The sequence below is a fragment of the Pedobacter nyackensis genome (assembly GCF_032678475.1).
Taxonomy (GTDB): Bacteria; Bacteroidota; Bacteroidia; order Sphingobacteriales; family Sphingobacteriaceae; genus Pedobacter; species Pedobacter nyackensis_A.
In genome coordinates this window covers 538390-556881 of sequence record NZ_JAVTSF010000001.1, presented here as the reverse complement: position 1 = coordinate 556881, position 18492 = coordinate 538390, and the positions used below count along the sequence as shown (strand labels likewise).

Sequence of the window (18492 nt, the reverse complement as noted above, 5' to 3'; positions counted from 1 at the left end):
TAAAAAAGTACACACCGAACTTTATTAAAAGGTTAGCAAACCGATTAAATATGCATCCAGGATTTGTACCTGCTCAGGGTAAAATCAGCTGGGGTGATTTTAATTCAGTAAAACCATTTAGTGGTGATTTCGGCTTTGACCGTGGAGGAGCGGTAGATCGTTACTATATCGAAAATTTTTTAGCGGAACAATCCGCTCATATTAAGGGCAATGTTTTAGAGGTCGCGGATAACGCATACACGTTAAAATACGGTGGAAACAATGTTACTAAAAGTGATGTTTTACATCTAAATGCCGGCACACCCGGTGCTACCTATATTGGGGATTTAAGTAAAGGGGGGGATTTACCTTCCGATCATTTTGATTGTATTATACTTACACAAACATTACATCTTATCTATGATTATACGTCTGCGCTAAAACATTGTTACCGAATTCTTAAAAAGGATGGCGTATTATTGTTAACAACTCCGGGGATAAGTCCAATCGACCGGGGAGAATGGGGTAAATACTGGCTTTGGTCGTTTAATGAGCATTCTATGAGAAAGATTTTCGAAGAGTTGTTTCCTGCAAGTAGTTATACGATTGAAACTTTTGGCAATGTATATGCTGCCACAACTTTCTTATATGGAGCCGGAATTGATGAAGTGGATAAATGGAAACTTGATGTAAGGGATCCTGCATTTAGTGTTATCGTGACTATTCAATTAACAAAATAGCTTAATGCTACGTTCATTACTATCCAAAGTAAAAAATAGATATGCTCGTCGCGGTGTTGTATTAATGTACCACCGGATAGCAAACCCTATATCAGATCCCTGGGATCTTGCTGTTAGTCCTGAGAATTTCGAAGAACACTTAAAAGTGTTAAAAGCCTATAATGTAATTTCTGTAAATGAATTGACAGGCATACTTGCTAAAAAAAACAAAATGCCTTCGAATACAACAGTTGTTACTTTTGATGATGGATATCGTGATAACTATTTAGTCGCAAAACCATTACTTGAGAAGTTTAATACTCCGGCAACATTTTTTATTCCTACTAATTCCATTGGTGAACAACAAGAGTTTTGGTGGGATGCACTGGAACGTATTTGCCTGCAATCTGCTAATCTGCCCAACAAATTAATACTTACGTATCCGGAAGATATTTCGTGGAATATTGGCAGTTCTAAAAATATGGTTAGCCCTAGTGATCTGTATTTCAAACTTTGTATTATTGTTAGAAAAATGCCGGCAACACAGCATCAGGCCTTTATCAAAGCACTTGAAGCCTGGGCGAACAACACGGATAATAGGTCGGAATATTTTACAATGGATAAAACTGAGTTACTAGATTTACAATCAAATAAGCTTTTTACTATTGGTGCGCATACAATGACACATCCTTTTTTGCCTGATTTTCATTATGATTATCAAAAAAATGAGATACTGGGCGGGATTTCCTTTTTAAATGAATTAACGGATAACCGTGTTAAATATCTGGCGTATCCACATGGTGGCTGGAATCAAGATACTTTAGATATTTTGGCTGATTCCGATGTAGAACTGGCATTTACTACAGATCCCCATCATTTTAAAGCTGATACTTATCATCTCACTATACCACGTTTTCAGGTAGGTAACTGGGATGGGAAAACGTTTAAGTTCCACCTTAAGAATTGGATGAAAAACAATAGCTTATTTTAAATGAATATTAACGAAAAAGAAGATATAACAGAGAAGTGGCAATGGGAAATAAACGCTGCCCAAAGCTGGTTTAAATTAGGCCTACGTGACCTCTATGCTTATCGCGGATTAATTATGCGTTTTGTGCGCCGTGATTTACTTGCTAGTTACCAGCAAACCATAATTGGCCCGCTCTGGATGTTTTTACAACCTCTTATAACTACTTTAATTTATTTGGTTGTGTTTGGTACTTTTGCTAATGTATCAACTGACGGTGTTCCTAAAATCTTGTTCTATTTGTCGGGTACTATTATATGGACTTTCTTTAACGACAGTATCTCAGGTACCATGTATACCTTTATCTCGAATGCACACATTTTCAATAAAGTATACTTCCCAAGATTGATTATGCCAATAAGTAATATCATTACCCAGACGGTAAGATTGTCAATACAGTTTCTGCTGTTCATAATTATCTTTGTATTTTATTATATCGCATATGATCAGTTCAAGCTGTCCTATACTTTGTTGCTTATTCCATTTTTAATATTATTAACTGCAGCTTTTGCCTTAGGTTCCGGGTTATTAATCTCTGTTTTTACAGCGCGGTATCGCGATGTAGATACTTTTTTTCAATATATACTTCGCTTAGGTATGTTTGTTACCCCCGTTGTTTTTCCAAGTTCGATAGTACCTGCAAAGTATCAGTTTCTATTTTGGTTAAACCCTTTAACGCCGATTATCGAGACTTTTAGAGCTGTGTTTTTTCATCAGGGTGCGATCCAGTATAACTATTTGCTATTAGCAGTTATTAATACTACTATTATATTAATCCTTGGGTTGGTTCTGTTCAAAAGACGCGAGACAGAAGTGATGGACATTATTTAAGCGATAAAAAATGAGTAACCTAATATTAAAAGCAGAAAACATATCAAAATATTATCGCTTAGGGGTAATCGGATCAGGATCATTTAAAGAAGACCTGCAAAATTTATGGAAAAATACGTTTTCAGCAGGTAGTAATAATATTGGTATTGAACCTAAAGCAAATGAGCTATGGGCGCTTAAAGATATTGACTTCGAAATAATGAAAGGGGATGTGGTAGGTTTTGTTGGTAAAAATGGAGCAGGAAAATCAACTTTATTAAAGGTACTTTCACGTATTACCCGCCCAACCACAGGAACAATTAAAGGAAAAGGACGCATTGCAAGTCTTTTGGAAGTTGGAACCGGATTTCATGCAGAACTAACAGGGCGTGAGAATATTTTTTTAAATGGTCAGATCCTGGGGATGCACAAAAATGAGATTAAATCTAAGTTTGATGAAATAGTAGCTTTTTCGGGTATTGAACGTTTTTTAGATACTCCGGTGAAACGTTATTCAAGTGGTATGTACGTTAGGCTTGCGTTTGCCATAGCAGCGCATTTAGACCCCGAAATACTTATCGTTGACGAAGTACTGGCCGTAGGTGATGCTGAATTTCAGAAAAAATGTTTGGGTAAGATGAAACAGGTGTCAGCGGAGGAGGGTAAGACCGTACTTTTTGTGAGCCATAATTCGCAGGCGCTCAAAAATTTATGTACTAAAGCTATTTACCTGGAAAAGGGCCGCCTTATTGATATGGGGAATACGCAAGATGTAATATCTAATTATTTAAAGCGTGAACAAACGTTGTCTCTAAATAGTGTATATCCTGATCCTAATACCGCGCCTGGAAACGAAAATATCCGCGTTAAGCGTGTAGAAATGCTGCCACAATACCTGGATTCCAACAATATCATTGATATTAGAACACCTTTGATTATTGAATTTGAATTTTGGTATTTCCCCGCTGAAGAAATGGATCTGGGGGTAAATGTGCTTTTAAATACAGTAATGGGCGATTGTATTTTTGATGTTCCCTCTCCGGCAAACAGGTACAGTAAAGGGTTGATCAAAGGAAAATGTACCATCCCTGGCGACTTTCTAAATAATGGCTCCTATTTAATAGACTTATTGTTTGTGAAAAACAACAGCAGCTCTTTGTTTGATTTTGAAGAATGTTTATCTTTTGATGTTGAGGATTTTAGAGAAAATACAACGTGGTATGGTGACTGGGTTGGCGCCGTTAGGCCAAAGTTTAAGATAGAACTACAACAGGACAAGTTTTAAATATGAAAAATTTTAAGCCTTTTACAATTGAGCATCTTCAGGTTGATCAACTTGATCAGTTTAGTCCGTCAAGGATTAACTACTACCTGGTTTTTTGGTGGAAAAATATACCGTTAGGCCACATTTGGCTATATAATGAAGATGATAGTTTTGAACGTATCTCTTTCAATCAAAAGGTGTTGGAGGCAATTGAAAAAACCGTTGCTTATTATGCCTCCGTTCAGGGAAAAGGCGACCAGACATTCTGGAAAAATTACCTTTTAGCAAGTGATAAGGAGAATCTTAAGCAGGAACTTGATCTTATTATTCCCTTGCAAATTGATGGAAAGGCTGATAGCGAAAAACTTTCGATTGTTATTTGCACCCGAAACCGGCCACAGGCAATTGATGATTGTGTCAAAGCGCTGATGGCTTCGCATGATAAAGATTTTGAATTAATTGTTGTGGATAATGCACCTGATGATGATCGTACGGAGCAGGTCATTAAAAAATACCCTGATGTAAAATACGTGAAGGAACCCCTTAAAGGTTTAGACGTGGCACGTAATACAGGAGCAAGATACGCAACACATGGCATTATCGCCTATACAGATGATGATGTAATTGTGGAACCAAACTGGAGCAGTTTACTTAAAACAGTATTTAGGGATCCTAAAACGATGGCCGTTACCGGATTGGTTATACCAGTCAGCTTAAAAACTAAGGCGCAGTATACTTTTGAAAAAGACTGGGGTTTTAACAAAGGTTATTTACCTAAGATATTTGGATCCGCATATTTTGATGCTAACGTTAACATTGGAGTGCCGGCATGGGAAGTAGGCGCAGGTGCAAATATGGCTTTCAGACGAGAGGTTTTTGATCTTGTGGGATGGTTTGATGAGCGATTGGATGTAGGTGCATCAGGATGCAGTGGAGATTCCGAATTTTGGTACCGTATAATGGCAGAGGGGTACCAATGTAATTATTATCCGCAATTATTTGTCTATCACCAGCATCGTGAAGAAATGGCTTCATTAAAAAGTCAGATTTTCAATTATATGCGAGGGCAGGTTAGTTCAATATTTGTACAATATGAAAATTATCATCATTCCGGTGATCTATTTCGCCTTAAAAAGAGCTTGCCTAACTATTATGCCAGGAGAATATATCAGGCTGTTAAGCACCTTAGCTGGAGTAGTTTTTTTGAAACCCTTAACGAGATACATGGTTGTATCTCCGGATGGCTTTTTTATCGAAAACACCGCAATGTGATAAGGGAAGGTAGTTTACTTTATCTTAAATCGCTGAAAGAAAATGCTGTTGTAGATGAACGTACCGTTGTGTCTGTAGTTATTCCCTGTTATAATCATGGTAGATATTTAAGCAAGGCTATTGAAAGCATCTTGGGTCAAACTCATAGAAACACAGAAATCATTGTTGTAGATGATGGATCAACAGATAATACTGTAAGTGTATGTAACAGCTATCCAAATGTAAAATATGTTCGTACCGAACGTTTGGGACTTTCGGGGGCCCGTAATACAGGAATAAGATATAGTACAGGTAATTATTTAGTTTTTTTAGATGCAGATGATTATTTGTATGCCGATGCCTTTAAAATAAATCTCAAATATTTTTCTGATAATGGTAAAGTTGTGTTTGTATCAGGTTCGCACGATAAGGTTGATGACGAGGGCAATCTGTTACCAACATCAAAACCTGCGGAGAGATGGGCTGAAAACTATGAAGGTCTTTTAAATGGTAATTATATTGCGATGGAAGCAACGGTAATGTATAGGAAGGAACTTTTTTATTCATTCTTTTTTGACCCGCAGTTAAAAGCATGTGAGGATTATGATATTAATCTTAACATCACCCGATATTTTCCAACAGTGACACATACAGAAAAAATTGCAGCCTATCGTATTCATGGTGCTAACATGTCTGCTGATAAAATTTTGATGCTTGATTATGTTATGAAAGTTCTGGAACGACAAAAAAGTAAACTGAGAAGTGGAAAACAAATTGAAGCCTATGAAGCTGGAGTTAAAGTATGGCAAGACTATTACACATCTTAATAATCAGTGAATTTTAATACGAATAAAATGCTTGAACGTACCCCAAAATTACCGCCTAAAATTGCTCCGTTAGTTCCTGGACCTGATCGACCACTATGGTCGGTTATGATACCTTCCTATAATTGCATCAATTATTTACGCAAAACAATTAGTAGTGTGTTGTTGCAGGCTCCGGATACTAAGAGTATGCAGATTGAAGTTGTCGACGATTTTAGTAATGATGGAGATGTTGAAGCTTTAGTACAGGAGCTGGGTGAAGGTAGAGTTACTTTTTATAAACAACCGCATAATGTAGGTAGTCTGAGGAATTTTGAAACCTGCATTAACAGGGCCCGCGGAAAGTTTGTACATATCTTACATGGCGATGATTTGGTGTTGCCCGGGTTTTATCAGGAAGTTGGTGAATTGTTTGAAAAATACCCGGAAGCTGGGGCAGTGTTTACCGGGTGCTCTGATATTGATGAGAACGATAAATGGTTATGGGATAGTCAGAAAATATTAGATGAACCGGGTATAATTGATAACTGGGTACTTCGACTTGCTGAAGGCCAGTTGTTGCAAACTCCCTGTATTGTGGTAAAACGTGAAGTATATGAGAAATTAGGTGGTTTTTTTGCTGTGCATTATGGTGAAGATTGGGAAATGTGGACCCGTATTGCTGCAAATTATCCTGTTGTGTATACTCCCAGAAAGTTGGCTAATTACAGGGTGCATTCAAGCAATATTACGAGTAACTCTTTACTGACTGGTCAAAACATTAGAGATATAGCCACAGTAATTGATATTATTCAAAATTATCTGCCTTTGGATAAAAGGGAAAGTTTAAGAAGAAAAGCACGGATGAACTATGCGATCTATGTAGGGATACTATCTGATAGGATATACCACACGCAAAACAATCCAAAAGCAGCATTTGTGCAGGTAACGGAGGCATTTAAAATGTATCCGAGTAAACGTACATTGCACAGAGTTATCAAAATTTTAGTAAAAAGAATGATTGGTTATAAAAACCAAACAGCTTGATGAGATAATTCCCCGATTTGGGGAATTATTGTGAATATTTATTGATTTTATGAACCAAGGGTATTATCAATGTATGGGATTGATTTGGTTTTTGTAGTGGTTAAATGTTTTATTTACAGTGGTTTCTATGGTTTTTTTAAATAATAGGTGGGCTAATCGGAGTTGTGGCGTGATTTTTTCATTTAATTAAGTGAAAAAGTAATAAAAATGAAAATCTCAACCCTATTGATTCTTCTCATTTTGTCCTTTACCAGTTGTAAAAAGGAATCCTTAACAGATGATCTGTCAAATGTTGTTCTTAGTAATAAGGGCATTTTAAGGGTAGAATGCAACGATTGTCAAATAAGCTATTCAGTTCAGAATAAAGATTTTAACGTGTCTGTAAAGGATGGTAGCGAAGATATTCCTTTCTTCTACGTGACGGACTTCAATTTGATAACTCAACTTAAGTCGCTGCAAAATCAAGGTATACGACTAATGATCATTGATTCGTATGGGCGGGTAGTGTCTAACGAACTTAACTCTTGTGTTCAGGGTGAAGTTAGGAAGGGCTCTTTCAGGATTAATACTAAGTAATTTTTAGATTTATTAAGTTTCAACAATACGTGTATGCGTGTTTGTATGGTGATGGTATGTGCTTTTTTTTATACTTTTCCAGTTGGAATAACTTTTTTTAAGTGATTTGTAAAATTTAAATTGCATCGTGTTTTATTAATTAGATTTTTGATTGATTGAAAATAAGTGATTTTATTATGTTTTTTATAACAAATTGTTATTTTTACTATTAAATAAATGATGGTTTTTTTATTGGAAATAAAAAACATTTTAATAAATAAGTAGTTGGGAATATTTGTTTAAGTTTGAATTAATTTTGCTAGACGAACAAATTGAAGCACTTAATGCATTATGGAGAGTAAAGACGGTAATAAAAAAATAATACTAGTTGTGGATGATGAGCCAAGCATACTTAAGTTGTTAACTTTTATATTATCGTCGGAGTATGATTTGATTATAAAGAGGAGTGGTATAGAGGCAATTGCATGGTTGGAAGAGGGGAATGACCCTGATTTAATTATATCGGATTTAATGATGCCGTATTTTGATGGAAGTACATTAATTAAGAATCTTAAAATAAGTGGTTTTTATAGAAATACGCCAGTGATATTATTGTCTGGCGCTGAGGATTTGGAGGAGAAAGTAAGTGAGATGTCTTTTAAAATAGACCGTTTTATGGAGAAACCTTTTAATCCCGCAATTTTGAAGTCTCATATCTCAGAACTACTCGCATGATGATAACAACTACTATTAATCGTCCTGAAATAAACGCAAAAATTGTGTACTTCGGTAAACTACTTAAAAGCGTTGTGTTTGAAGATTGTGAGGCTAATTTCAATATTGAACACATGGAGAATCCGAAGGATTTTCAGAATTATCTGGATAATCGTTCGCTTTTAAGTTTGCCGGATATCATCTTAATTGAAGTTGATGATAATAAAGATTGTTTCGGACAGGTTAGTTATATAAAGAGTAATCCTTTACTTCATGGTTTAGTTATAGTGCTGTTAGGCATTAAAGAAGATAAGGAATGGAGAAATAAAGCATTGAAACTTCAGGTTAATGATTATTACACTTATCCTTTCCCGATTGAAGATTTTTATGAGCGACTTAATTTTTTAATAAAGTTTAAACTGATAAAGCCTAAGTTACTTGAGCTTTCTAAACATATGGATGTAGAGTATCAGACTCCCTTAACAAAAAGGATTTTTGATGTAATCGCATCAGGTTGTGCGCTGCTCTTTTTAGCGCCGGTATTTGTTATTGTTGCCATCCTGATCAGATTAGAATCGAAAGGCGATATTATCTATAAGAGCAGACGGGTAGGTGCTGGTTATAAGATCTTTGACTTTTTTAAATTCAGGTCTATGAGGAGTGATGCTGATCAGATGATAGCATCAATAGCTGAATTGAATCAGTATGCTAATGAGTCTAATAAGAAAAATGGTAAGGCTGCATTTGTAAAGTTTAAAGATGATCCCAGGATTACGAAACTGGGTGCTTTTTTAAGAAGAACCAGTATAGATGAATTACCGCAGTTGATTAACGTGTTTATTGGAGATATGTCGTTAGTTGGAAATAGGCCTTTGCCTTTGTATGAGGCAGAACAATTGACTACAAATGAGTGGTCTACACGTTTTTTGGGACCTGCAGGTTTAACTGGATTATGGCAGATCAGCAAAAGAGGGAAGAAAGATATGTCAGAGACGGAAAGAAAAGAGCTGGATAATTATTATGCGGCAAATTATTCGATTTTGTTGGATTTAAAGATCATATTGAAAACAATACCTGCATTAATACAAAAGGAAAAAGTTTAGTAAAATCATAACGTAATGTCAAATATAAATATCATAACCTAATGAATAATTTAAATACGCTTCAAAATCAATTTTTTACTACACTATCTATTTAAAAGTAAAATCAACCCTAATCTAAACGAATAAACAACATTTAAAAGCTCAATAAATGAAAAATCTAGCCATATTAATAATTTTAATCTGCGGTTGCAGCTTAAAACTTTCTGCTCAGGAATCAATTATTTCAGAAATCGATTATGCTACTTTAGAAAAGTACATACAAGCAGCTAAGAAAAGTCCTCGTAGAGATGTTGTAGGAATAAAATCTGATATCGCTAAAAACGAAGTTACAATTACAACATTAAATTACCTTGAGATGTTTACTGCAGCTTATTACTATCGTCCTAATGATAGAATTGCTATTGACGTCAATAACCCTTACACTATTAATGGTTTCCAATTTGGAATAACTACCAGCCTAGGTGCTTTGCTACAGAGACCTTTTCAGGTTAAAAAGTCTAAAATGGATTATAAGATTGCAAAGCTTGAGGCTCAGGACTATGATTTAACTTTGGTTAAAGACGTGAAGTCAAGATATTATGACTATATCCTGCAGTTAAATCAGGTAAAAATGAATTCTCAGTCTGCTATGGATAATAAAAATGTAGCTGATAATTTAAAATATAAGTTTGAAAAAGGAGAAATCTCATTGGATGTTTATAACCAATCCAGAAACAACCTTTCGACATCAAGTTCTGCTAAAATCTTATCTGAAGTTAATTATCTTAAAGCAAAAGATGCATTGGAAGAGATTATAGGTATGAAGTTAGAGGAAGTTAAATAATTCTTTTCAAAAAGGAAATATGGATATTAAGCGTTTTTTAAAATTTTTATATAAATATACATGGGTACTCATTTTGGTTCCCGCTATTGCCGTCACTATTACTTATTTCTTGGTTAAGAATTTGCCAGAAGAATATAGCTCGAGTGTTAAACTTTCTACAGGATTGTTGGATCAATCTAAACAAATTACCGAGCAAAATATTGACTTTTTTAAAGTCAGCCAGCAGTTTAGTACGATAATGGAAAAATTAAAGATGAAGAAGATGCTCAATATCCTCTCCTACAATTTAATTATTCATGATCTGTCTAATCCTGGAAAGACTTTCAAAAAGTATAGTAAAAAAATTGATTCTTTAAGTACTCATGATAGAGCAGAAGTTGTTAAGTTATTTGAAGAAAAACTTAACAAGAAATCCCTTTTAACATTAGAAGATAAAAAGGGAAAATATGACCTACTTGGTATTGTTTCTTCTATGGGTTACGGCGAGGGTGATTTGGGAGAAAAAATAGACGTATCCCATAGTAATAACTATAGTGATTTTGTTGATATCAGTTTCGTATCTGAGGATCCAAACCTTTCCGCATTTGTTGTTAACACACTGGCAAGTGAATTCATTAAAACCTTTAGTTCAGAGGTAAACTATAATCAAAGTAATTCAATAGAAATACTGGGGTCTGATTTAAAGAGAAAAGAAGATGAAATGAACGCCAAAAATGCTGCATTGAAAGACTTTAAAATGAACAATGGTGTTTTAAATCTGGATAAGCAATCAGAACTGGTTTATCAGCAAATTACACAGGCAGAAGATAGAAAAGCCCAGGTGATCAGAGATTTACAGTCTACCCAAAATACCATTAATGCAATAGATAGAAAACTAAGTAGCAAAGAGCCTGAAATGGGCGGAGATGCTATTCGTGAAAATGGGGAAATAATTAAAGTTAATAGCCAGTTGGAATTGGCTAACAAGAAATATGTTGATGGAGGATTCAAGATCTCCGATAAGAGGAGGGTTGATTCTTTGGTTGCAATTAAAAATAGTTTAACGATTGCCAACTCTGATAAGTATATTGTTGATCCACAGGTTTCAAGGCAGAATCTGTTACAACAGAAGTATACTTTAGAAACGACTTTGGCTCAATTGAATGGTAGTGTTGTATCTATTAATAAAGAGTTGACTGAAGCTAAGGCTAAGTATTATGCTATGGTGCCTTTTGATGCGGGGATTCAGAATTATATGCGTGACGCTGATCTTGCGACTAAAGAATATACAGATGCTTTAGCGAGATATAATCAAACGAGAACAGACCGAAGTATTGGTCTTAGTTTAAATATTGAAGAATATGGGGTGCCGGGTATGCCTGAGGCATCAAAAAAGACATTGTTTTTGGGAATGTCGGGTATAGGAAGTTTATTCTTATGTGTACTTGTACTTGGTATGGTTTTTAACCTGGATAGTACTATTCGCACAGCGTCGCAGCTTGAACTAGCAACTAAATCTAAGGTCTTAGGTAATTTAAGTTATGTAAGTACTCCTGAAAGAGGTATAAGAACGATTTGGAACGATAACGATAATGGCAATTATATTACATATAAAAACTTACTGAGATCTTTGCGTTTTGAAATAAGTGCTGCTTTAGCTGCAGATTCTAATAATATTTTAGGTATTACCAGCTTAGGAAATGGAGAAGGAAAAACATATACGGCTTATAATTTAGCTTATTCTTTTGCTATGGTAGGAAAAAAGGTTTTACTGATAGGAGAGGAACCTGTTTCTGCCGATAAGTCTGATTCTAAGGCAATCGTACGGAGCCAGAATTTTGAATCTTTCTTAGTTAAAAAAGAGGTGGTAGCTGAAGATTTAATCACTGTCTTGAATAAAAATAAAGAAAGCTCTTCATTATTAGAAATTCAAAATGAAAGAAGCCTAAAAACAGGTTTTGAAGTGCTGAAAAATGAATTTGATCTGGTAATTATAGATATTGATAGCCTGAGAAATATCAATATGGCTAAGGAATGGCTTTCATTTACTGAAAAGAATATCGCCGTTTTTGAAGCAGGTAAATCTTTAACAGACGACGAAAAGGAATTTGTAGCTTTCCTCAAGGAGCAACCGGGTTTTTTGGGATGGGTTTTAAATAAAATCAAACTAAGTGAAATTAAAAATAGTCAGGTCTCTTAATTTCATTTAGGAGTTTGATAATTATTTTAAACTATTTTTTATCACAATGCTATGAATTCCAAATTTCTATTGTTTTTAGTTCTTATCTATAGTTTCACAATACAATTTGTTGTTAGGCAGTTTGATTTAAAAATACCTAGTGATATTATAAGTATATCCCTACCTTTTTTCGGATTAATGTTGGCTGCTATCAGATCCTCAAATCAGGATTGGCCTGCTTTAAAGAGCGACTTGTGTTACATTATATTGGGTTGGTTTGTATTTTGCATTTTAGAGGTTTTTAATCCAGAAGGAGCAAGTTTTGATGGTTGGGTGAGGGAAATTGTCCCCGTTGCTTTGATTCCTTTTTTAATCGTATCACTTTCTCTTTTGGCGATTAACAATAAGAAGGATTTGAATATATTCTTAATTATTGTCGTTGGGTTTTCTACGTTGGCTGCTTTGTACGGCGTTAAGCAACTGCATATAGGTCTGTCGCAGGGAGACGCAAGGTTTTTAGAAGAGGGAGGAGCAATTACCCATTTGCTTTGGGGTCGTTTACGTGTATTTTCAATGTATTCTGAGGCTGCACAGTTTGGTTCATCTCAGGCACATATCAGCTTGTTGACACTTATTTTGGTATTTGGTCCTTTTAATAAGAAAATTAAGGTTTTATTGTTAGGATGTTCAGCTCTTATGTTTTATGGGATGATGATATCTGGAACAAGAGGTGCTTTTTTTGCATTGATTATTGGTGCTTTTGTTGCGATTGTATTGAGCAAACGTTTTAAAGTATTGATCGTTTGTGGAATTCTGGCGGTAGGATTTATTTGTTTTCTAAAATTTACTTATATCGGAAATGGGAACTATAATATTTATAGATTTCGGTCTGCGCTGAATCCAGATGATCCTTCGTTACAAGTAAGACTAGTTTCTCAAAAAATTCTAGGAGAATATATGAGCTCCAGGCCATTCGGAGGAGGCTTGGGTGTTATTGGTTATTATGGTACCAAATATAATGCTGATAGTTTTCTTTCAACCATTCAGCCAGATAGCTATTGGGTAAAAATTTGGGCAATGACCGGGATAATTGGTTTTACCATTTGGTTTAGTGGCATGCTGTATATACTTGGAAAGTGCTGTGGTATTGTTTGGCGAATTGAAGATGAAGGGTTAAGGGTGAAAGGAATAGCTATAACTTCAGGAATTGCAGGTATTCTATTCTGTAGCTATGGTAATGAAATAATTAATACTATGCCATCTTCAGTTGTAATATATATGTCCTGGGTTTTTATATATAAGATGCCGGGTTGGGATAAAGAGATTAAGGAAGAAAAACTATTAACTGTTTAATTTATGCCTTACGAAATATTTGGACTTCCAGCTGCTATTTTTCTGATTCTCGGAATTATCAATGGATTAAAGATGATGAAGAAGAAAGCTGAGCAATAAATAGTTAAATTATATCAAAATTCATTAAGTCTATGTCGATTATCTCAAAAATAAAAGAGAATCCTAAATTAAAAAAATTGGCATTAGCTCTTTTGATTCCATCAAATGAGCATCGACCAAGACTTTGGGTGCGACTTTTTTTAAATCCATTCAAACATAAAAGAGGAAAAGGCTCTATCATTAGAAACAGAACAAGGTTGGATGTGTTTCCTTTCAATGAGTTTAATTTGGGTGCAGGCTCTGTAATTGAAGATTTTTCGACTATAAATAATGGAGTAGGGAATGTTGTTATAGGAGCAAAGACTATTATAGGAATAGGTAACGTGATCATTGGCCCTGTGACGATAGGAGACCATGTGATGTTAGCACAGAACATAGTTGTATCGGGGTTAAATCATGGTTATGAGATGATTGATATTCCTCCTTCTTTACAAAAGGTAAGTTGCAAGCAAATTTTTATTGGTGATAATGTTTGGATTGGAGCCAATTCAGTAATAACGGCAGGAGTTACGATAGGTAAACACGTAGTTATTGGAGGAGGAAGTGTGGTTACGAAAAGTATTCCTGATTATTGTGTCGCTGTTGGGAATCCTGCAAAGGTTGTTAAACAGTATTCTTTTGAAGAAGGTATATGGAAAAAGGTTTAAGTTGTTTATATTATTTACATGGTTAATAAAGATATTGTCATACTAGGCCAGCAAGCATGGGATACGGATATAGGAAGCAATTGTAAAAACATTGCAGAAGAAATTTCAAAACAGAACCGTGTATTATATGTCAATTCCCCTTTAGACAGGATAACGAGATTTAAAGATGCCGATGAACCTAAGATAAAAAAACGTATACAGATAATTAATAAAGAAGCTGAAGGACTAGTCGAGGTTTCTGATAACTTATGGAATTTATATCCGGACTGTTTGGTTGAATCAATAAACTGGATTAACAATAAGCATGTATTCGATTTCTTTAACAAGAGAAATAATGTAAAATTCGCCCGATCAATAAAGCACGCTATTGATAAATTAAACTTTAAGGATTTTATATTGTTTAACGATAGTGAAATGTTTAAAGGTTTTTATCTAAATGATTTTTTGAAACCTGATTTGAGTATTTATTATTCCAGGGACTACATGCTTGCAGTTGAATATTGGAAAAAGCATGGTGAACGGATTGAACCTTTGCTAATGGAAAGGAGTACACTTTGCATGGCCAATTCCCTCTATCTGACTGATTATTGTCGAAACTATAATCCTAATTCTTATTATGTTGGGCAGGGGTGTGATTTGGAACTTTTTAAGCTGAAGGAGAATGCACCAAGACCGGAAGAATTGGTAAATATATCTACTCCGATAATTGGATACGTTGGGGCATTGCAAAGTTTACGCTTAGACATTGAATTGATCAGACATATCGCGACTGCTAGAAAAGACTGGACAATTGTGCTTGTAGGACCAGAGGATGAAGATTTTCAGAAAAGTGATTTACATGAATTGAAGAATGTTGTATTTACAGGGAGTAAGCCTCTGGATACATTATCGCTTTATATGCAGTTTTTTGATATCTGCATAAATCCTCAGCTGGTTAACCAGGTTACAGTTGGTAATTATCCGCGGAAGATTGATGAATATCTTGCCATGGGCAAACCAACAGTTGCAACAAGAACGCGGGCTATGGATCTTTTTAAAGATCATGTTTATCTGGCAGATGGTAACGATGATTATGTTGCATGTATTGGGCGGGCTATAGCAGATGACAGTTGGGAACTGCAGCAAGAAAGGAAGAAATTTGCTGAGAGCCATACATGGGAAAACAGTGTGAATAGTATTTATGAATCCATAGAGAACTACATGGATAAAAATAATTAGAATGAGTATAGTATTATATGTTTTTATCTTTTTGCAATTATTAATCGGTATTCATTTTTTGATGCCAGTTATCTTTTCCATTCTGAAATTCTTTACTAAAATTTCATGCGAGTCTTCCGAGGTAGCTGAAACCGATTATGCTGTTATTATTACAGCTTACCAGCAAGTAGGACTTGTTCCAATGGTTGTCGATTCTATATTAAAGGCAAATTACAGTAACTATTTAATATATGTAGTTGCTGATAATTGTGATATTAGCGAGTTAAAATTTGAAGATGAGCGGGTAATATTACTAAGGCCTGAATTGGTGCTAGCAAGTAATACCAAATCACATTTCTATGCAATCGACCGCTTTAAAAGAGCGCATGAATATCTTACAATTATTGATAGCGACAACCTGGTTCACCCAGCCTACTTTAACGAACTGAACAAAGTTTTTGATAAGGGATTTTTGGCTGTACAAGGGGTTAGAAAAGCTAAAAATTTAGATACAACTTATGCCTGTTTAGATGAAGCGGGAGATATCTTTTATCGTTTTATAGATAGAAAACTCATGTTTGAGGCGGGGTCTTCTGCAGCTTTGTCTGGGTCTGGTATGGCATTTAAAACGGAACTATATATCAAATGTCTTAAAGATAACCTCTTTAAAGGTGCAGGATTTGATAAAATTCTTCAATATGAAATTATATCCGCTGGTCATAGGATTGCTTTTGCTGAGGAGGCAATTGTGTATGATGAAAAAACTGCGAAAACAGCTCAATTGGTAAACCAGCGGGCGCGTTGGATTAATACCTGGTTTAAGTTCTTTTTTCTTGGTGGCAGATTACTGAGTACGTCCATTCGTAGACTGGATAAGAACCAATTTTTATTTAGCATAATGTTGTTACGTCCACCATTGTTTATGTTAATGATGTTGTCAGCTGTTTGTGTTATAGGAAATATTCTTTTTGTTCCATGGATGCTGGTTTACTGGTCGCTTCTATTTCTCGTGTTCTTTATATCTTTATTTAGTGCATTGTCATATTTTAAAGCTGACAAGAGAATATACACATCGCTTAAAAATGTACCGAAGTTTATTTATTTTCAAATTCTTGCTCTTTTTAAAGCGAAGAGAGCTAATGAAATATCTGTAGCGACAGAACACTATTATAAAGGGGAAATCAATGAGTAAATTAAAAAGTAATAAGTTACGTATAGGTATAGAAGTACAGCGACTTTTTAGGAGAAAGAAGCATGGAATGGAAGTTGTCGCCCTTGAGATCATTAAAGAGCTTCAAAAAATTGACACCTATAATGATTATATAATTTATGTAAGAGAGGACGTAGATAAATGTATTGTTGAGACTGATAATTTTAAGATCAGGTCACTTCCGGCGAAAACTTATTTTACATGGGAACAACTTGTTTTACCGGCGGCTGTTAAAAAAGATAATTTAGATGTTCTACACTCCACTTGTAATACTTCTGCATTAGGTTTAACTGTCCCTCTGGTACTTACTTTACACGATATCATATATCTTGAAAAAACAGATTTTAAAGGTACTGCTTATCAGAATTTCGGGAATATTTACAGGAAGTTAGTTGTACCCAGAATTGTAAAATCCTGTAAACTCATTATCACAGTTTCTAATTATGAACGGAATGTAATCCTGAAGAGATTGAATCTGCCAGAGGATACTGTGAAGGTTATTTATAATGCGGTAAGTCCTAAATTTACAACAGATTTTGATTCCATTCGCTTATCTGATTTTAGAACGTCTCATTCATTACCAGAATCTTTTATATTGTTTTTAGGTAACACGGCGCCAAAAAAAAATACAATTAATGTAGTAAAAGCATATGTTGGTTATAAAAGATCAGTTCCTGATGCCCTACCAATTGTTATTCTTGATTATGATAAAGAGTTAGTTTATGAGCTGCTCAGTAAATTGAATGCAATAGATCTGAAGCCATTTTTTTTATTTCCAGGATACATCCCTTTAGAAGAGATGCCATTACTGTATAATTGCAGCACACTGTTTCTTTATCCATCGCTTCGTGAAAGTTTTGGTTTACCAATTTTGGAAGCCATGGCATGTGGCGTGCCGGTAATCACATCTGATACTTCATCTATGCCTGAAGTGGCGGCTGATGCAGCATTATTTGTTGATCCGTTTAATTACGAAGATTTGACTGCTAAAATGATAACGGCGTTGTCGGATCAGAGTTTAATGCTTAAAATGAAAGAGAAAGGGTTGAAGAGAGCAGCTCAATTTACCTGGAAATCAGCCGCGGAACAATTACTTTCTGTATATGATACATTCGTAAAATAATTTTCATTAAGTTTAAATGTTTATTTCAGATGTGTTGTGATTATGAATAGAAGAACGGCTGTTCTCGGAATTTTTGGAATTGCGACAATAGTTTTTGCAGGCTTTAAATTCTGGAAAATCTTTAGAAAACCGGACCTTAATTATTTGGATACGAAGAAAGGCTTAATCGGAGAGATAGCAGATACCATAATACCTGCAACAGATACTCCCGGGGCTAAAGATGTAGGGGTTGAAGATTTTATTCTAAAAATGGTTAAAGAATGTACTGAAAAGAAATCTCAGAATGCATTCATATCCGGACTGAAAGATCTGGAAGACTATACACTAAAAGAGTTTAGTAAGAACTATTTTGATTGTAACGGTAGAGAAAGAATAGATATTTTAACACATCTGGAAAATAAAGAAGAGCTAAGTCCGATAGTGCATAAAATATCTAAAAGATTATTTGGTGATAGCTTTATGTACCAGTTTAAGTATTATGCAATAATGGGATATTGTACCTCTGAAGCTGGTTCAACAAAAGCAATGGCTTACGATTATATTCCAGGAACATACCAGGCCTGTATTCCATTAACCCCTCATCAAAAATGCTGGGCAACTCAATAATAGA

At 34.9% G+C, this 18492-nt stretch carries 17 protein-coding genes; all 17 read left to right on the top strand.

Translation table 11 applies throughout. The annotated features are described in order from the left end of the window. Positions 1 to 50 precede the first annotated feature (50 nt). The 17 genes from R2Q84_RS02305 (at position 51) to R2Q84_RS02225 (ending at position 18488) form a co-directional block, all read left to right on the top strand. A complete protein-coding gene (locus tag R2Q84_RS02305; RefSeq protein ID WP_316814906.1) occupies positions 51 to 719 on the top strand; it encodes a methyltransferase domain-containing protein in 669 nt (222 codons plus the stop codon). 4 nt (positions 720 to 723) lie between these two features. After that, positions 724 to 1689: a polysaccharide deacetylase family protein gene (locus tag R2Q84_RS02300; protein ID WP_316814905.1), complete on the top strand. Its 966-nt coding sequence runs from the start codon at positions 724 to 726 to the stop codon at positions 1687 to 1689. Continuing rightward, on the top strand, positions 1690 to 2556 hold the full coding sequence (locus R2Q84_RS02295; RefSeq protein ID WP_316814904.1) for an ABC transporter permease: 867 nt from the start codon (positions 1690 to 1692) through the stop codon (positions 2554 to 2556). It abuts the gene before it with no gap. Between the two features lie 10 nt (positions 2557 to 2566). Further along, positions 2567 to 3820, top strand: coding sequence for an ABC transporter ATP-binding protein (locus R2Q84_RS02290; protein ID WP_316814903.1), 1254 nt, complete (start codon positions 2567 to 2569; stop codon positions 3818 to 3820). A gap of 2 nt (positions 3821 to 3822) precedes the next feature. Continuing rightward, complete coding sequence (locus tag R2Q84_RS02285; RefSeq protein ID WP_316814902.1) at positions 3823 to 5877, top strand: glycosyltransferase; 2055 nt, start codon at positions 3823 to 3825, stop codon at positions 5875 to 5877. A gap of 27 nt (positions 5878 to 5904) precedes the next feature. Then, positions 5905 to 6900 (top strand): glycosyltransferase family 2 protein, encoded by a 996-nt coding sequence (locus R2Q84_RS02280; RefSeq protein WP_316814901.1) that lies wholly within the window; start codon positions 5905 to 5907, stop codon positions 6898 to 6900. Positions 6901 to 7107: 207 nt separating this feature from the next. Beyond that, positions 7108 to 7476, top strand: a complete 369-nt coding sequence (locus tag R2Q84_RS02275; RefSeq protein ID WP_316814900.1) for a hypothetical protein — start codon at positions 7108 to 7110, stop codon at positions 7474 to 7476. 330 nt (positions 7477 to 7806) lie between these two features. Then, positions 7807 to 8190: a response regulator gene (locus R2Q84_RS02270; RefSeq protein ID WP_316814899.1), complete on the top strand. Its 384-nt coding sequence runs from the start codon at positions 7807 to 7809 to the stop codon at positions 8188 to 8190. Next, positions 8187 to 9272 carry a sugar transferase gene (locus tag R2Q84_RS02265; protein WP_316814898.1) on the top strand — a complete coding sequence of 362 codons (1086 nt, stop codon included), beginning with the start codon at positions 8187 to 8189 and terminating at the stop codon, positions 9270 to 9272. The genes R2Q84_RS02270 and R2Q84_RS02265 overlap by 4 nt, the downstream gene beginning before the upstream one ends. A gap of 148 nt (positions 9273 to 9420) precedes the next feature. After that, positions 9421 to 10095 (top strand): TolC family protein, encoded by a 675-nt coding sequence (locus R2Q84_RS02260; protein WP_316814897.1) that lies wholly within the window; start codon positions 9421 to 9423, stop codon positions 10093 to 10095. 19 nt (positions 10096 to 10114) lie between these two features. Next, positions 10115 to 12274, top strand: a complete 2160-nt coding sequence (locus tag R2Q84_RS02255) for an AAA family ATPase (protein ID WP_316814896.1) — start codon at positions 10115 to 10117, stop codon at positions 12272 to 12274. 51 nt (positions 12275 to 12325) lie between these two features. Next, on the top strand, positions 12326 to 13606 hold the full coding sequence (locus R2Q84_RS02250) for an O-antigen ligase family protein (RefSeq protein ID WP_316814895.1): 1281 nt from the start codon (positions 12326 to 12328) through the stop codon (positions 13604 to 13606). 131 nt (positions 13607 to 13737) lie between these two features. Continuing rightward, positions 13738 to 14352 (top strand): acyltransferase, encoded by a 615-nt coding sequence (locus tag R2Q84_RS02245; protein ID WP_316814894.1) that lies wholly within the window; start codon positions 13738 to 13740, stop codon positions 14350 to 14352. Between the two features lie 18 nt (positions 14353 to 14370). Beyond that, positions 14371 to 15570, top strand: a complete 1200-nt coding sequence (locus tag R2Q84_RS02240; RefSeq protein ID WP_316814893.1) for a glycosyltransferase — start codon at positions 14371 to 14373, stop codon at positions 15568 to 15570. A 1-nt stretch (position 15571) separates the two neighbouring features. Beyond that, a complete protein-coding gene (locus R2Q84_RS02235) occupies positions 15572 to 16741 on the top strand; it encodes a glycosyltransferase (RefSeq protein ID WP_316814892.1) in 1170 nt (389 codons plus the stop codon). After that, positions 16734 to 17882 carry a glycosyltransferase family 1 protein gene (locus tag R2Q84_RS02230; protein WP_316814891.1) on the top strand — a complete coding sequence of 383 codons (1149 nt, stop codon included), beginning with the start codon at positions 16734 to 16736 and terminating at the stop codon, positions 17880 to 17882. The genes R2Q84_RS02235 and R2Q84_RS02230 overlap by 8 nt, the downstream gene beginning before the upstream one ends. Before the next feature lie 42 nt (positions 17883 to 17924). Then, on the top strand, positions 17925 to 18488 hold the full coding sequence (locus tag R2Q84_RS02225) for a gluconate 2-dehydrogenase subunit 3 family protein (RefSeq protein WP_316814890.1): 564 nt from the start codon (positions 17925 to 17927) through the stop codon (positions 18486 to 18488). Positions 18489 to 18492: the final 4 nt, after the last annotated feature.

Coding starts and splice junctions, on each gene's coding strand:
- R2Q84_RS02305 (WP_316814906.1), top strand. CDS start 51: ATGCATCCAGGATTTGTACCTGCTCAGGGTAAAATCAGCTGGGGTGAT.
- R2Q84_RS02300 (WP_316814905.1), top strand. CDS start 724: ATGCTACGTTCATTACTATCCAAAGTAAAAAATAGATATGCTCGTCGC.
- R2Q84_RS02295 (WP_316814904.1), top strand. CDS start 1,690: ATGAATATTAACGAAAAAGAAGATATAACAGAGAAGTGGCAATGGGAA.
- R2Q84_RS02290 (WP_316814903.1), top strand. CDS start 2,567: ATGAGTAACCTAATATTAAAAGCAGAAAACATATCAAAATATTATCGC.
- R2Q84_RS02285 (WP_316814902.1), top strand. CDS start 3,823: ATGAAAAATTTTAAGCCTTTTACAATTGAGCATCTTCAGGTTGATCAA.
- R2Q84_RS02280 (WP_316814901.1), top strand. CDS start 5,905: ATGCTTGAACGTACCCCAAAATTACCGCCTAAAATTGCTCCGTTAGTT.
- R2Q84_RS02275 (WP_316814900.1), top strand. CDS start 7,108: ATGAAAATCTCAACCCTATTGATTCTTCTCATTTTGTCCTTTACCAGT.
- R2Q84_RS02270 (WP_316814899.1), top strand. CDS start 7,807: ATGGAGAGTAAAGACGGTAATAAAAAAATAATACTAGTTGTGGATGAT.
- R2Q84_RS02265 (WP_316814898.1), top strand. CDS start 8,187: ATGATGATAACAACTACTATTAATCGTCCTGAAATAAACGCAAAAATT.
- R2Q84_RS02260 (WP_316814897.1), top strand. CDS start 9,421: ATGAAAAATCTAGCCATATTAATAATTTTAATCTGCGGTTGCAGCTTA.
- R2Q84_RS02255 (WP_316814896.1), top strand. CDS start 10,115: ATGGATATTAAGCGTTTTTTAAAATTTTTATATAAATATACATGGGTA.
- R2Q84_RS02250 (WP_316814895.1), top strand. CDS start 12,326: ATGAATTCCAAATTTCTATTGTTTTTAGTTCTTATCTATAGTTTCACA.
- R2Q84_RS02245 (WP_316814894.1), top strand. CDS start 13,738: ATGTCGATTATCTCAAAAATAAAAGAGAATCCTAAATTAAAAAAATTG.
- R2Q84_RS02240 (WP_316814893.1), top strand. CDS start 14,371: ATGGTTAATAAAGATATTGTCATACTAGGCCAGCAAGCATGGGATACG.
- R2Q84_RS02235 (WP_316814892.1), top strand. CDS start 15,572: ATGAGTATAGTATTATATGTTTTTATCTTTTTGCAATTATTAATCGGT.
- R2Q84_RS02230 (WP_316814891.1), top strand. CDS start 16,734: ATGAGTAAATTAAAAAGTAATAAGTTACGTATAGGTATAGAAGTACAG.
- R2Q84_RS02225 (WP_316814890.1), top strand. CDS start 17,925: ATGAATAGAAGAACGGCTGTTCTCGGAATTTTTGGAATTGCGACAATA.